Raw genomic sequence first — 14,856 nt, forward strand, 5'->3', positions numbered from 1 at the left:
TATCACCATCAGGTGAAATCATGGATCAACTTCAAGCATCGCCTCCAGCTCGGAGGTGGCCAATGGTGAGAGATAGGGTCGAAACAGGCTGGACACCTGCCGAAGTCCCCAGTCCAGTTGCTGCGGCCCGAATTCGGTGACCCCTTCCTGAAGGTTGAGATAAGCCGCCCAATAGGTCGAGACGATCCAGAGATTTGTAAGCAGCGCCGCCCGCTCGGTTTCTGGAATCTCTGCAAGCCCTGCCCTCTCCATCCGGCTGACGATATCATCAACGGCAAGTCGCATTGCCGCGCTTATGCCGCGAACCGGCTCCACCAGCGCAGGCGCGGAGGAAAGAAGGCCGACAAAATCACGAAACAGAAAGCGGTAGTTCCACACCAGCGAAAACCAGAGCCGCAGAACGCCAGCATATGTCGATGCGGCAACTTCGTCCTCTTCGTCAATCTTTGCGACAACCGCCAGCGCGTCGGTCTCGAACAGGGCAAACAGCGCCAGCACCAATGCCTCCTTGGTGCGGAAATGATAATAAAGATTACCCTCGTTGATATTTACTGCCCTCGCGATCTCGGCTGTGGTTACGTGATCAGGCCCCCTCTCGTTAAATAGTTGGAGTGTGGCAGCGATTATTCTCTGTCGTGTGGGGGAAGGACGCCCCGTCGATCGTCCGGCCTCGCTTTTATTCATTGATATCGGACCCCGCTATTGAAACCTAAGGTGCACACCTTAAATGAATAAAATAAGGTACACACCTTAACAAATAAATTTGAGTGTTCAACGCGAATAAAGGACCTGTCCATGCCCGGAACCGACCTTCGCACCCCGCCCCCGGATACATCCGCTGCGGCACCCGTATCGAAATTCGCCACAGCACGTTTGGCCCTCTCACTCATCCGCAATCCGCTGAACGCATTGCCACCGGAGATTTTCAACGAACCGGCGGTGTTTATCCGTGTCGGCGGTACGATGCGCGTCCATCTTGCCGATCCTGTCCTTATTCATGAGGCCCTCGTCAAGAACGCCCATCTGCTCGGCAAGGGTGAGGACGTGCGCCGCGCGCTTGGCCCCGCTCTCGGACAGGGCCTTCTGACCGCCGATGGCGATCACTGGAAATGGCAACGGCAATCCGTTGCCGCCGCCTTCCGGCACGAAAAGCTGCTGGAACTGCTGCCCGTCATGATCGAGGCGGCGGAGCGAACCGGCAGGCGCTGGCGCGCATCTCCTTTCGGTGACATCGATATCGGCCATGAAATGATGCGGACAACCTTCGACATCATCGTTGAGACCATGATGTCCGGCGGCCACGGGATCGATATCGGGCGCGTGGAGCAAAGCATCACCGACTATCTGAAACCGACAGGCTGGACCTTCGCGCTCGCCATGCTGGGCGCACCGGAATGGCTCCCTCACCCCGGTCGGCGCAAGGCCCGGGCCGCTGTCGGTTATCTGCGCTCCAGCCTGTCGACGGTGATTGCGGACCGGCGGCAGAACCCTGTCGAGAGAAACGATCTGGTGTCCATGCTACTTCAGGCCAAGGACCCCGAGACGGGACGCATGATGAGCGACAAGGAAATCATCGACAATCTGCTCACCTTCATCACCGCCGGTCACGAAACGACTGCGCTCGGTCTGGCATGGACGTTCAATCTGCTGTCGCAACACAGCGACGTGGAGCGGAAAGTCGTTGAGGAAATCGCAGCCGTCACGGGTGCAAATCCCGTCGCCGCAGAGCACATCGCCCAACTGACCTATACCAGACAGGTATTTTCCGAGGCGATGCGGCTTTACCCACCTGCCCCGGTGGTCACCCGCACGGCGTTGCAGGATTTCAAGCTCGGCGACCATGATATTCCTGCCGGAACCGTTCTTTATGTGCCGATCTACGCTGTCCACCGGCACACGGCGCTGTGGGACGAACCGGAACGTTTCGACCCCTCCCGCTTCGAGCCGGAAAAGACCAAGGCGCGCCACCGTTACGCCTATATGCCCTTCGGTGCAGGTCCGCGTGTCTGCATCGGCAACGCATTTGCGATGATGGAGGCCGTGTCGATCCTGGCGGTGCTGTTGCAGAACGTCCATCTCGAAAACAGATCGGCAAGTCCGGCAGAGCCACTGATGAGGGTGACGTTGCGGCCGCAAAGCCGCTTGATGATGCGTATCACCGACCGCAAAAACAAATCGCCCGCGGCGTGAACCACCGCGGGCGACCATTAATCCGGGAAAACACCCGTCACCGGGCAGTGACGATCAAAGATCGACGTCGAGGATTGCCATGGAGAAGTTGTACGAGCGGTCGCCGTCCTCGTCATCGATGTAGACAACGCCAAGGAACTCTTCGCCAAGATACACTTCGGCGGAATCGTCCTTACGGGGACGCGCCTTCACAACCATCTTTTCATTGAAGGTGCGCTTGAAATAGGCGTCGAGTTTTTTGATTTCGTCGGCTTTCACCACTATTCTCCTGTGCGGTTCGGGTTGCGCCGCTTTTGGCATGGGACAAAGGCGAAAGTAAAGTGAAAGCGGCACATCGCCAATGTCTTTCACAGGCCATGTCTTTCACGCGGAGCCTTCCACACGGACAATTGAGAAAATATCGGACCCGTCAGATATCGGCTCCGATGACCTGATCCATCAGGCGCGAGGGTTCGGAACACCCTGCCTCTCCCACCACCCGCGCCGGCACACCGGCAACGGTGGTCTTCGGCGGGACCGGCTTCAGCACCACAGAACCGGCGGCGATGCGCGAGCAGCTGCCGATCTCGATATTACCGAGGATTTTCGCGCCCGCTCCGATCATCACGCCATTGGCGATCTTCGGATGACGGTCCGCCCCCTCCTTGCCGGTGCCGCCAAGCGTCACGCCATGCAGGATGGAAACGTTGTCGCCGATAACGGCCGTCTCGCCGACCACAAGCCCGGTGGCATGATCGAGGAAGATACCCTTGCCGATGCGTGCTGCCGGATTGATATCCGTCTGGAAAATGCTGGACGAGCGGCTTTGCAGATAAAGCGCCAGATCCCTGCGGCCCTTTTGCAGCAGCCAATGGGCAAGGCGATGCGTCTGGATGGCCTGAAACCCCTTGAAATAAAGGAGCGGCTCCATGAAGCGCGTGCAGGCCGGATCGCGATCGTAAACCGCCTGAATATCGACGCGCAGCACGCTGCCCCATTCGGGCCAGTCATCCAGCATGTCCTGAAAGGTCTGGCGCAGAAGAACGGCCTGCATATCGGGATGATCGAGGAGTTCACAGATGCGATAAATCACGCATTCTTCCAGAGACCGGTGATTGAGGATTGTCGAATAAAGGAAAGCCGAAAGCAGCGGGTCCTGCGCCACGGCGCTTCGCGCTTCATGCAGCAAGCTGCCCCAGATCGGATCGACGATCGCCAGCTGTTCCGGCTGACGGGCCTCGGTACGTGCGACCATGAATGGTCTCCTCGTTTGCAGTAGTCGTTCTTTATACAGAAAAAGACGTGCATAAGAAATGGGATTCGAATGACGACTTTAAAGGCGGCAAGGCTTCAGTTTTTCTTCATGCAGCATGAAAAACCGTTTCTTGCCGCCACCCATCAAAGGCTGCGGTAAAATTCCAGAACCGCCGCCTTGAACACCCGGTCGCCAACGGCCAGCATGTGGTCACGGCCGGGAATGTCGATAGCGCGCGCATGCGGCATGATCGCCGCAAGTTCGGCACCCGATCCGGCGATATCGTCATTGGTTCCGACCGCGATCAGCGTCGGCGCATCTATCTTTGCGGCCTGTTCGCGGCTGACGAGGACACGCGACGTCTCGATACAGGCGGCGAGTGCCAGCCGGTCGCTTTTCGTCTGGTCGGCAAAGGCGCGGAACATGCGGCCGCGCTCATGCGTGACGACATCGAGCGAGGGGGCCAGCAGCGCTTCAGCGATCGGATCCCAGTCGCCCACACCTTCCACCATGCCGATGCCAAGTCCGCCGAAAACCAGTGAGCGGACACGCTCCGGATGTGCCATCGCCAGAAAGGCCGAAATGCGTGCGCCCATGGAATAGCCCATCACATGAGCCTCCGCGATGCCGAGATGATTAAGCAGCGCCACCGCATCGCCGGCCATGACGGGCGGATAATAGGCTTGCGGATCATGCGGCTTGTCGCTTGCGCCATGGCCGCGATTGTCGATAGCAATCACCCGGTAACCGGCGTCACCAAGCGTTTTCAGCCAGCCTGGATGCACCCAGTTGACGTTGGCGCTGGAGGCAAAGCCGTGAATCAACAGAACCGGATCGCCCGCCGGATCACCTTCATCGAAATAGGCAAGGCGAAGGCCGTCATGGGAAAAATCGGAAAATTGCGGCATGTTGAGATTCATCAAGGACATCCTTTTTGCCGGACCATATGGCAGGAAATCGCAATTTTGAACATGTTTTCCTGACGATTTTTATGGAGATGCAATGCGTTTGAGGCTACATATCCGCAGCAATAAGCCCATGCTCGATGACGACCTGCGGCTTAACCACGATATTGCATTTGGAGACGAACATGGCCGGGCATTCCATTCCCCACTTCCAGAACGATGGCGGACACAGCGTGATCGAGATCGGCGTCAAGGAATTCATGTGCACCGGCGCTTCGGTGCCTTTCGATCATCCCCACATCTTCATCGACATGGGCGACGACAACGAGAAGGTCTGTTCCTATTGCTCCACCCTTTACCGCTACAATCCGTCGCTGAAGGCAGAGCAGACCAATCCTCCAGGCTGCGTCTTCCATGTGAAGGCCGCCTGACCTTCCACCTTTCCTGATCGGGGCGCGACATGCCCATCAAATCCGTAGCCATCGTCGGTGCCGGCATCGCCGGTCTCACCGCAGCGCTTTCTTTTGCCCGCCAGGGCATCAGCTCTGACATCGTTGAACAGGCCGGCGAACTGACGGAAGTCGGTGCGGGCCTGCAAGTATCGCCCAATGCCGCCCGCATCCTTGCCGCACTCGGCGTGATGGCTGAGATAGAGGCGCGTTGGACCGAGCCGGTCAGTGTCGATCTGGCCGATGGCAAATCGCTTGCCACGTTGCTGTCCTTGCCCGTGGATGCGACGGCCCGCACACGCTGGGGCGCACCTTACGGCGTGCTGCATCGCTCGACGTTGCAAAACGCGCTTCTCAATGCGGTAACGCGCAATCCGCTCTGCCGCCTGCATCTTGGCAAACGTATCGAAAACGCGACGACAGACGTCATCGCTGCAACCACGTTCCGCGATCACGACCTGATCGTCGGCGCAGACGGTGTCTGGTCCGCGGCCCGTTTCGCTGTCCCCTCCGCCCCCACAGCCACCTTCTCCGGCAATATTGCCTGGCGCTTCACGGTCGCGGCAAAAGATGTGCCGTCAGCCATCAACAAAAGCGCCGTCACCGCCTATCTCGGTTCGGGTGGCCATATCGTCGCCTACCCGCTGAAGGAAGTCGGCGGCTTCAACATCGTCGCCATCGCGCTCGGCGCCGATCCCGGCGCAACATGGCGGGCGGAATCGAGCGGCCAACAGAAAGCCATGCTGCTCGCGCAGTTTCGCGGCTGGAGCCCGGATATCGTTCGGCTGCTGGCATCGTCGGAAAATCCGACCTTCTGGCCACTTTATCAGGCCGGTCCCGGACGCTGGCACAATGGTCGCGATACGGTGCTGATCGGCGACGCTGCCCACGCGATGATGCCCTTTGCCGCACAGGGGGCGGCGATGGCCATCGAGGATGCATTTGAACTGGCGGGCACATTGACCGGAACATCCCTGCCCGTACCACAGGCCCTTGCCGCCTTCGAAGCCCTGCGTCTGCCGCGCATAGAAAAGGCCCGCAAGCGGGCCTCTCTCAATCGTTTCGCCTATCACGCCACAGGCCCGGTTCGGCTTGCCCGGGACTTCGTCTTCTCGACACGTCCGAGGGAAGCCTTCCTGAAGGACTTCGACTGGCTATACGGCTACCGCGCCAAAGGCTGAGGTTAGACCTCGGCTGCCGCAGCAAACCCGGCCTCGAGATCCTTCTTGAGGTCGGCGATATCTTCAAGCCCTATCTGCAGACGGATGACCGGACCTTCCGACGGGCCTTTGGCAATCGTCCTGTCGACAAGCGACACCGACACGGCAAGCGATTCGTATCCACCCCAGGAATAGCCGAGCCCGAAGAAGGTCAGCGCATTCAGGAATGCCGCCGCAGTCTGCTTGTATTTGCCCTCTTCGGCCTTCAGCACGAAGGAAAATACGCCGCTCGCGCCCTTGAAATCGCGCTTCCAGAGTTCATGCCCGGCAAAGCTCGGCAGCGCCGGATGCAGAACGCTCACGACGTCGTCGCGGCTTTCCAGCCAGGTGGCGATGTCGAGGGCGCTTTTCTGGTGGTGCGCAAGCCGAATGCCCATGGAGCGCATGCCGCGCAGGATCTGATAGGCGTCATCAGGCGTCACGCAGATGCCAAGATTGGTGTTCGCTTGATAAAGCGTCTTCCAGTGCTTTTCATTGGCGGAAACAAAGCCCATCAGGACATCGGAATGACCTGACGGATATTTGGTGGCGGCATGGATGGAAACATCGACACCGAAATCGAGCGGCTTGAAATAAAGCGGTGTCGCCCAGGTATTGTCCATCGTCACGACGCAATCGTGCCTGTGGGCGATCTCGGTGATCAGCCGAACGTCCTGAATCTCGAAGGTATTGGAACCCGGCGCTTCAAGATGCACCAGCTTGGTATTCGGGCGGATCAGCGCTTCGATACCCGTCCCGATGGCCGGGTCGTAATACTCCACCTCCACACCAAGCTTCTTCAGCATCGTGTTGCAGAAGCGGCGTGTGGGAAAATAAACCGAATCGACGATCAGCGCATGATCGCCGGCGCCAAGATAGGCTAGGAACGGCACGGTGATCGCTGCAAGGCCCGATGGCACGAGAATGGTTCCGAAAGAACCTTCCAGCTCGTTGACGAGATTGCATAGCGCATCGGTCGTCGGCGTGCCGTGGGTGCCATAGGTGTATTTCTGGTTTTCGGTCGAAAGCGTCTCGGCATCGGGGAAAAGCACGGTAGAACCGCGCACGATGGGCGGATTGACGAAACCGAAACAGTCGGCGGGATCGTTGCCGCCATGGGTCAGGCGCGTATTCATACCTGCGGTGGAAAGCAGGTCATTGGTCTTGGTCATTTCAGATCAGCTTTCGAAGGGATATTGACGCGAGCGACAATGCGGAGAGCCGGAGGCAAGGTCAAGTCCCGCAGAACATTCGTAGATGGGAGGATTGATCCACCCGGCAACAGCATACAAGAAGTATACAAAAATCGTGCAAGTGTATTTTTCCGCAAAAATATGCTTATATTTTCACCCTTTGCACACTTCCCGACCAAAATTTGGAAAATTCCGTTTTATAGGCACAATTATTGTCAGCATGTCTTGACCCCGCTGCCAATTACGATTGTGATAGAAAAAGCGGATCGAAAAGATCTGCTGAAGGGGGGAGCTGGGGCAAAAACAATATGCCGGTCCTCTTCCGATTGACGATAACAAACAAAGGTTGGGAAAAATGAAAAAGGCAATTCTGTCGGCCGTTATCGGCGCAGCAGTTTTGGGAGGAGCCTCGGTCGCTTCGGCTGCGACGCTTCAGGACGTGAAGTCGAAAGGTTTCGTCACCTGCGGCGTGAGCGCTGGCATTCCGGGATTTTCCAATCCCGATGACAAGGGCGAATGGTCCGGCATCGACGTGGACTATTGCCGCGGTATTGCCACTGCGGTTTTCGGCGATCCTACAAAGGCTAAATTTGTCGCTCTTTCGAGCAAGGACCGTTTTCCGGCTCTCCAGTCTGGCGAGGTCGACGTTCTGACCCGTAACACCACCTGGACGATCAGCCGCGACACATCGCTCGGCTTCAACTTCCGTACCGTCAACTATTATGACGGCCAGGGCTTCATCGCCAAGAAGGGCCTCAACGTGAAGTCCGCGCTTGAGCTTTCCGGCGCCGCCGTCTGCGTTCAGACCGGCACGACCACCGAGCTCAACCTTGCCGACTACTTCAAGACCAACAACCTGCAGTACAACCCGGTTGTTTTCGAAAAGGAATCCGATGCGACTTCGGCTTATGATTCCGGCCGTTGCGACGTTTACACCACCGACCAGTCCGGTCTGTACGCTATCCGTCTCAAGCTGAAGAACCCCGATGACAACATCGTTCTGCCTGAAGTCATCTCCAAGGAGCCGCTTGGACCGGCCGTTCGCCAGGGCGACGACCAGTGGTTCGACATCGTGACGTGGGTTCACTACGCGATGGTCAACGCCGAAGAGCTGGGCATCACGTCGAAAAACGTCGACGAGCAGAAGAACAGCGCCAACCCTGATATCAAGCGTCTGCTTGGCACTGAAGAAGGCACCAAGATCGGTACCGATCTCGGCGTGACGAACGACTGGGCCTACAACATCGTCAAGAAGGTCGGCAACTACGGCGAAGTCTTCGACCGTAACGTTGGCGCCGGCTCGCCGCTGAAGATCGAGCGTGGCCAGAACGCGCTTTGGACCAAGGGCGGCCTGCAATACGCACCGCCGGTTCGTTGATCGGCACTATCGTTGGCTAAGGACTGAAGGGAGGCTGGGCAATGCCCGGCCTCCACTTGAAATTATAGAATAAGCTCGCAAAGAGCATATAAAAGGGAAAGGTGCCTATGGCAGGCAACGCGGTCAGTTCGCAACGATCGCGCGCGCAAAGCGCGTCGTCACTCATTTACGATCCACGCATACGCGGAATTTTTTATCAGGTTCTGACAGTCGTCATCCTGACCGCCTTCGTCTGGATCATCGTGACGAATACGATCACAAATCTTCAACGGTCAAACATTTCGTCCGGCTTCGGCTTCCTTAATGGAAGAGCCGGCTTCGATATCGGCCAGTCGCTGATCGCTTACACCAGCGATGCGACCTATGGCCGGGCATTGCTCGTTGGTATTCTCAACACGATTCAGGTCGCATTTTTCGGCATCATCGCCGCGTCGATCATCGGTTTCATCGTCGGTATCGCCCGTCTGTCCAACAACTGGCTGATCTCGAAGCTGGCGCAGGCCTATGTGGAAATCTTCCGCAACATCCCGCCCCTGCTCGTCATCTTCTTCTGGTACAAGGGCGTCATCTCCGTTCTGCCTCAGGCCCGCGATTCGCTGCAGCTTCCGCTTGGAACCTACCTCAACAATCGTGGCTTCTTCTTTCCAAAGCCTCTCTGGGGCGAAGGGACGTGGCTGATACCGCTCGCTTTTGTGGTCGCCATCGTCCTCAGCGTCTTCATTTATCGCTGGGCGAAGGCCAGGCAGGAAAGAACCGGCGAGCAGTTCCGCACCGGCATCACCGCAACACTTCTCATCATCGGCCTTCCGGCTGCGACATTCCTCGCGCTCGGCTCACCCCTGACATTCGATTACCCGATTGCCGGGCGGTTCAACCTTGCGGGTGGTTCGGTCGTCGCACCTGAATTCATGTCGCTGTTTCTGGCGCTCTCCTTCTACACCGCTTCCTTTATCGCCGAGATCGTTCGCGGTGGCATCAAGGCCGTGGCAAAAGGGCAGACCGAGGCAGCGGAGGCATTGGGTCTTCGCGCCAGCACGACGACACGTCTGATCGTCGTTCCTCAGGCGATGCGCATCATCATCCCGCCGCTGACAAGCCAGTATCTCAACCTGACCAAGAACTCGTCGCTTGCGGTCGCGGTCGGTTTCGCCGACATCGTCTCCGTTGGCGGTACGATCCTGAACCAGACGGGACAGGCGGTCGAAGTTGTCGCTATCTGGCTCGTTCTTTATCTCTCGCTGTCCATTCTCACGGCCGTGGTCATGAACTGGTTGAACGCGAAAATGGCCCTGGTGGAGAGATAATAGATGACGATCAGCAATCACGCGTTCGTGCGCCACACCATTGAAGAAGCCAAACCCGCGCCTTCAAGCGCGGTTGGTATCAGCCATTGGCTGCGCACTAAACTTTTCGCCACGCCGAAGGACACCGTCCTTACGGTTCTTGCCATCGCGTTCCTCGCCTATCTTTTGCCACCAATCTTCAAGTGGCTGTTCGTAGACGCGGTATGGACCGGTACGGATCGCATCGCCTGCCTCACCGCCTCCCAGGGCGGTGCGCTGGCCGATGGCCAGTCCGGCGCATGCTGGGCCTTCGTTTCGGCGAAGTTCGGCCAGATCATGTTCGGCCGTTACCCGATCGATGAACGCTGGCGTCCTATCCTTGTGATGGTCATGTTCACCATCCTCCTGGTGCCAATGCTCATTCCGAAAGCGCCGTTCAAGCGGCTCAATGCGCTGGCGCTTTTCATCATCCTGCCAGTCATTGCGTTTTTCCTCCTCATCGGCGGCGTCTTCGGCCTGCCGGTGGTGGAAACGCAGCTCTGGGGCGGCCTGATGGTTACCCTGATCCTGTCTTTCTTCGGAATTGCAGTGTCCCTGCCCTTCGGCATTCTTCTGGCGCTTGGCCGCCGGTCGAACCTGCCGGTAATCAAAATGCTGTGCGTGCTTTTCATCGAAGTTATCAGAGGTATTCCTCTGATCACCGTCCTGTTCTTCGCCAGCATCATGTTGCCGCTGTTCCTTCCCGACGGCTGGACCTTCGACAAGTTCCTGCGCGCTCTGGTCGGCGTGTCGCTCTTCTCGTCCGCCTATATGGCGGAGGTGATCCGTGGCGGCTTGCAGGCCATCCCGAAGGGGCAATATGAAGGGGCAGACTCGCTCGGCCTGAACTATTGGCAGAAAACCCGGCTGATCGTGCTGCCGCAGGCGCTGAAGCTCGTCATTCCGGGCATCGTCAACACGTTCATCGGTCTTTTCAAGGACACGTCGCTGGTCTCGATCATCGGCATGTTCGACCTGCTTGGCATTGTCACACTCAACCAATCGGATGCGAACTGGGCGACACCCGTTACCGCAATGACGGGCTATATTTTCGCCGGTTTCATATTCTGGATATTCTGCTTCGGCATGTCGCGTTATTCGCTGTTCATGGAACGGCACCTCGACACCGGGCATAAACGATAAGGGACGCTCAAAATGGCAGAAACCCAAACAAAAAAACTGGCCGTTTCGACAACGGACGTGGCAATCGAACTCGTCGGCATGAACAAGTGGTATGGCGACTTCCACGTCCTGCGCGACATCAACCTGAAGGTGATGAAGGGCGAGCGTATCGTCATCGCCGGCCCTTCTGGATCGGGCAAATCGACCATGATCCGCTGCATCAACCGGCTGGAAGAACATCAGTCGGGCACGATCAACGTCGACGGTATCGAACTCACCAACGATCTGAAGAAGATCGATGAGGTGCGTCGTGAAGTCGGCATGGTGTTCCAGCACTTCAACCTCTTCCCGCACCTGACGATTCTGGAAAACTGCACGCTGGCGCCGATCTGGGTTCGCAAGATGCCCAAGAAGGAAGCCGAAGAAGTGGCGATGCACTATCTGAAGCGCGTCAAGATCCCCGAACAGGCGCATAAATACCCTGGCCAGCTCTCCGGCGGTCAGCAGCAGCGCGTGGCGATCGCCCGCTCGCTGTGCATGAAGCCGAAGATCATGCTGTTTGACGAGCCGACCTCAGCGCTTGACCCGGAAATGGTCAAGGAAGTGCTTGATACCATGGTCAGCCTTGCCGAAGACGGCATGACGATGCTGTGCGTGACCCACGAAATGGGCTTTGCCCGCCAGGTCGCAAACCGCGTCATCTTCATGGACCAGGGCCAGATCGTCGAACAGAATTCGCCTGCCGAATTCTTCGACAATCCCCAGCACGAGCGCACGAGGCTGTTCCTCAGCCAGATCCTGCACTGAGACGCTGCAATCAGCTAACATCATGGAACGGGGCCATTTCGGCCCCGTTTTCATTTGACGACAGCCTCTCCACGCTCGACCTCATCCATGGGCTTGTCCTAAGGATCTAAGTCAACAAAATCGAGCGGTTGCGGATCTCGGGAAATACCCAAGGGTGACGCCGGAATGTTTGGCAAGGTTCGCCATTCATTTTGATGACTTCTTTCGCACCAGAAGCCCCGTTGAGTGAATCACCGACCTCTGCAAATCGTCGTTTCACACTGTTCTTCATCCGCGAGAAGCACTGAAACTGCCAAGCCGACCTCCGTTTAACCATTTGTTACGAAACGGAAATCCTTGTTTTCCAAGGGTTCTGACAGCCAATGTCATTTTTTTGTCAAATCATGCATTTTTCCGCTTGCGGACCACGGGGAGCCTGACTATAAGGGCGCCACACCACAAGCGCACGCGCCCTTCGTCTATCGGTTAGGACGTCAGATTTTCATTCTGAAAAGAGGGGTTCGACTCCCCTAGGGCGTGCCACTTGACTTCGTGTTTCCCCCTTCGAAAATATAAAGCAGCTTCGCAGATAGCGAATTCGTCACGCTTGATTGATGCGCCGGAACCGATTCCCGGGCGGTACGTTAGAGTGCTGTCCCCCCGATGGAAGGCAAGCCGGATGAATCGCCAGCGGGCAAATCGACCGGCTTGCCTTTCACCTTCCAGCCAAATCACAGCGTCGGTTCATTCTGGCGGGCAGCAGATGCCAGCTATGGGTTGGAAAACCACACCCCGAGGCCTTCCACGAGTCATGAAGGCATTGCCGGCGCGCAGCGATAGCGGCGAAATTTCAAGGCCTTGGCCAGTCCCGGCGCAGTTTTCCACAGCCGGTCCGGCCTCCATAAAAAAACTCGTCACGAAGCGGAAAAAATCAATTTTTCCGCTTGCGGAGCAACGGGAGCCTGACTATAAGGGCGCCACACCACAAGCGCACGCGCCCTTCGTCTATCGGTTAGGACGTCAGATTTTCATTCTGAAAAGAGGGGTTCGACTCCCCTAGGGCGTGCCACTTGCTTCTCCTTGAAAATCAGTATTATGCGTTCAAATCTTCACGTGATGTGTGAGATAGAGAATTCATGCCGTTTCCGGCCGTCCTTCAGCTTTTCCCGTAAAATCAAGTCTCGATCTGTGCCGACTGTCAGGGCGCGAAAGCCGCGTCCAGAACACGCAGCTGCACACGCCTCTGGCCCTGCCAGAGATCGGCACCCACGGTGCCTGCCACGTGGATGGACCTGCCACGCGCATTCAGCAGCATCTGCCCCAGAGGGGCCTCTGCGGCGCGGAATGCGATGCCGTCCAGCCGTGAACCATCCATGGCCTCCAGCGTGATCTTGACGTGTGAGGTGCCGACCAGACGCACATCACGCAGCCGGTGGGCAGGTACGGCAAAAATGGGCTGAGAATGGCCGGAGCCATAAGGACCAGCCTGTTCCAGCTGATCGACAAGCTGCAGGGTCGCGCCAGACGCGCCAATCGCACCGTCGATCTTCAGCACGCTGCTTTCCACCAGCTCGCTCACCGTCTTTGCGGCAGCTTCTTCGAAGAAGGTTCGGAGTTTGCCGAGATTGGCGCGTTCCACCGTCAGGCCCGCGGCCATGGCGTGACCGCCACCCTTGACCAGCAGGCCGGCATCCACAGCGGCGCGGACCATTCTGCCCATATCGAAACCATTGATCGAGCGGCCGGAGCCTGTACCCTTGCCAGAGGGATCGAAAGCGATGGCAAAGGCCGGGCGGCGGAAACGGTCCTTGAGGCGTGAGGCGAGCAGTCCAACGATGCCAGGATGCCAGTTTTCCCGTGCGGTAACGATGACGCCAGCGCCAGACCCGTCGCCATACTCATAAAGCGCTTCCGCTTCGGCTTCCGCCAGCATCACGGCTTCCATCGCCTGTCGCTCGCGGTTCAGCTCATCCAGCTTTTCGGCAATCACGTCCGCCTGTGACGAGTCGTCGAGTGTAAGCAGACGGCTACCCAGTGCGGCATCGCCAATACGGCCACCGGCATTTATTCGTGGCCCGATCAGGAAACCGAAATGATAAGGTGTCACCGGCCCGCCCAACCCCGCCTTTCTGAACAGCGCCGCCAGCCCGGCATTGTTCATATGGCGCGCGGCAATCAACCCCTTTACCACATAGGCGCGGTTCAGCCCCTTCAAGGGCACCACGTCGCATACGGTTGCGAGTGCGACTATATCCAGCAGCGCCAGCAGATCGATCGTGAACGCCTGTCTGTTGCGCCTGTCCTTCAACAGCCTGAGGGTGGCGACCAGAACCAGAAACACCACGCCTGCGGCGCAGAGATGCCCCTGCCCCGAAAGATCGTCTTCGCGGTTGGGATTGACCAGCGCCACCGCCGGCGGCAGTTCCGAACCGACCTGGTGGTGATCGATCACCACCACATCTGTTCCCGCATCCTTTGCGGCATTCAGAGATTCATGGCTGGTGGAGCCGCAATCGACCGTCACGATCAGGGTCGCGCCATTGGCGGCAAGCTGCTGCATCGCCGCCGGGTTCGGCCCATAACCCTCGAAAATACGATCTGGAATATAGATTTCCGGCGTCAGCCCGAAATGCGCGAGAAACCGATACATCAGCGCGGAAGACGCGGCGCCATCGACGTCATAATCGCCGAAGATCGCCACCTTCTCGCCGGTCTCGATGGCATGGACCAGCCTTTCGGCAGCCTTTTCGCAATCTGTCAGCACATGCGGGTCGGGCATCAATGAGCGAATGGTCGGATCGAGGAAAGCGAGAGCCTCATCCACCCCCACCCCTCGCCCGGCCAGCACCCGGGCAATCAGTTCGGGAATAGCATGGATCTGGGACATGGCCAGCGCACGGTTCTGTGCGGCCTGATCCAGCCGCGAAACCCAACGTTGGTCTGTCGCCGACCGCTCCACGCTTAGAAATGCGCGGACCACCGTATCGGCCGGCTCCATCATTGCCATCCTGTCCATCGTCCTGTCATGCGAATGCGTATCCGCGCCTTGTCATGACAACGGGCTAAATGGCGATGGCG

The 14,856-nt window shown here is 57.9% G+C and carries 13 protein-coding genes and 2 tRNA genes; 9 read left to right on the forward strand and 6 right to left on the reverse strand.

What is annotated here, in order from left to right:
• Positions 1-18 precede the first annotated feature (18 nt).
• A complete protein-coding gene (locus GH784_RS19850) occupies positions 19-684 on the reverse strand; it encodes a TetR/AcrR family transcriptional regulator (protein ID WP_065702491.1) in 666 nt (221 codons plus the stop codon).
• Between the two features lie 111 nt (positions 685-795).
• Here GH784_RS19850 and GH784_RS19855 point away from each other — a divergent pair, with 111 nt between their 5' ends.
• Entirely contained in the window at positions 796-2,190 is a 1,395-nt protein-coding gene (locus GH784_RS19855) for a cytochrome P450 (RefSeq protein ID WP_065702490.1), read from the forward strand.
• Between the two features lie 54 nt (positions 2,191-2,244).
• On the opposite strand, the gene GH784_RS19860 is transcribed toward GH784_RS19855, so the two are convergent.
• From GH784_RS19860 to GH784_RS19870, 3 genes are all read right to left on the reverse strand, one after another.
• Positions 2,245-2,448: a DUF3126 family protein gene (locus GH784_RS19860; protein WP_003515356.1), complete on the reverse strand. Its 204-nt coding sequence runs from the start codon at positions 2,446-2,448 to the stop codon at positions 2,245-2,247.
• Between the two features lie 151 nt (positions 2,449-2,599).
• Positions 2,600-3,424 carry a serine O-acetyltransferase gene (cysE, locus tag GH784_RS19865; protein ID WP_003515358.1) on the reverse strand — a complete coding sequence of 275 codons (825 nt, stop codon included), beginning with the start codon at positions 3,422-3,424 and terminating at the stop codon, positions 2,600-2,602.
• Between the two features lie 143 nt (positions 3,425-3,567).
• Positions 3,568-4,344, reverse strand: a complete 777-nt coding sequence (locus tag GH784_RS19870; protein ID WP_025593509.1) for an alpha/beta fold hydrolase — start codon at positions 4,342-4,344, stop codon at positions 3,568-3,570.
• A gap of 170 nt (positions 4,345-4,514) precedes the next feature.
• Here GH784_RS19870 and GH784_RS19875 point away from each other — a divergent pair, with 170 nt between their 5' ends.
• Together GH784_RS19875 and GH784_RS19880 are read left to right on the forward strand one after the other, a co-directional pair.
• Complete coding sequence (locus GH784_RS19875; protein ID WP_003495891.1) at positions 4,515-4,760, forward strand: zinc-finger domain-containing protein; 246 nt, start codon at positions 4,515-4,517, stop codon at positions 4,758-4,760.
• Positions 4,761-4,789: 29 nt separating this feature from the next.
• Positions 4,790-5,959 carry an FAD-dependent monooxygenase gene (locus tag GH784_RS19880; RefSeq protein WP_065702489.1) on the forward strand — a complete coding sequence of 390 codons (1,170 nt, stop codon included), beginning with the start codon at positions 4,790-4,792 and terminating at the stop codon, positions 5,957-5,959.
• Between the two features lie 2 nt (positions 5,960-5,961).
• Here GH784_RS19880 and GH784_RS19885 read toward each other — a convergent pair whose 3' ends face one another.
• Complete coding sequence (locus tag GH784_RS19885) at positions 5,962-7,149, reverse strand: cystathionine beta-lyase (RefSeq protein WP_065660920.1); 1,188 nt, start codon at positions 7,147-7,149, stop codon at positions 5,962-5,964.
• 376 nt (positions 7,150-7,525) lie between these two features.
• On the opposite strand from GH784_RS19885, the gene GH784_RS19890 reads away from it, so the two are divergent.
• The 6 genes from GH784_RS19890 (at position 7,526) to GH784_RS19915 (ending at position 12,847) form a co-directional block, all read left to right on the forward strand.
• Complete coding sequence (locus tag GH784_RS19890) at positions 7,526-8,548, forward strand: amino acid ABC transporter substrate-binding protein (RefSeq protein ID WP_003515366.1); 1,023 nt, start codon at positions 7,526-7,528, stop codon at positions 8,546-8,548.
• A gap of 107 nt (positions 8,549-8,655) precedes the next feature.
• Positions 8,656-9,852 carry an amino acid ABC transporter permease gene (locus tag GH784_RS19895; RefSeq protein ID WP_065702488.1) on the forward strand — a complete coding sequence of 399 codons (1,197 nt, stop codon included), beginning with the start codon at positions 8,656-8,658 and terminating at the stop codon, positions 9,850-9,852.
• A 3-nt stretch (positions 9,853-9,855) separates the two neighbouring features.
• Positions 9,856-11,013 carry an amino acid ABC transporter permease gene (locus tag GH784_RS19900; RefSeq protein ID WP_013636194.1) on the forward strand — a complete coding sequence of 386 codons (1,158 nt, stop codon included), beginning with the start codon at positions 9,856-9,858 and terminating at the stop codon, positions 11,011-11,013.
• A 12-nt stretch (positions 11,014-11,025) separates the two neighbouring features.
• On the forward strand, positions 11,026-11,799 hold the full coding sequence (locus GH784_RS19905; RefSeq protein WP_003515372.1) for an amino acid ABC transporter ATP-binding protein: 774 nt from the start codon (positions 11,026-11,028) through the stop codon (positions 11,797-11,799).
• A gap of 447 nt (positions 11,800-12,246) precedes the next feature.
• Positions 12,247-12,321, forward strand: a tRNA-Glu gene (locus tag GH784_RS19910).
• 451 nt (positions 12,322-12,772) lie between these two features.
• Positions 12,773-12,847, forward strand: a tRNA-Glu gene (locus GH784_RS19915).
• 129 nt (positions 12,848-12,976) lie between these two features.
• Here GH784_RS19915 and recJ read toward each other — a convergent pair.
• Positions 12,977-14,785, reverse strand: a complete 1,809-nt coding sequence (gene recJ / locus GH784_RS19920; protein ID WP_083211497.1) for a single-stranded-DNA-specific exonuclease RecJ — start codon at positions 14,783-14,785, stop codon at positions 12,977-12,979.
• Between the last annotated feature and the right edge of the window lie 71 nt (positions 14,786-14,856).

The organism is Agrobacterium tumefaciens, from assembly GCF_009649785.1.
GTDB lineage: Bacteria > Pseudomonadota > Alphaproteobacteria > Rhizobiales > Rhizobiaceae > Agrobacterium > Agrobacterium tumefaciens.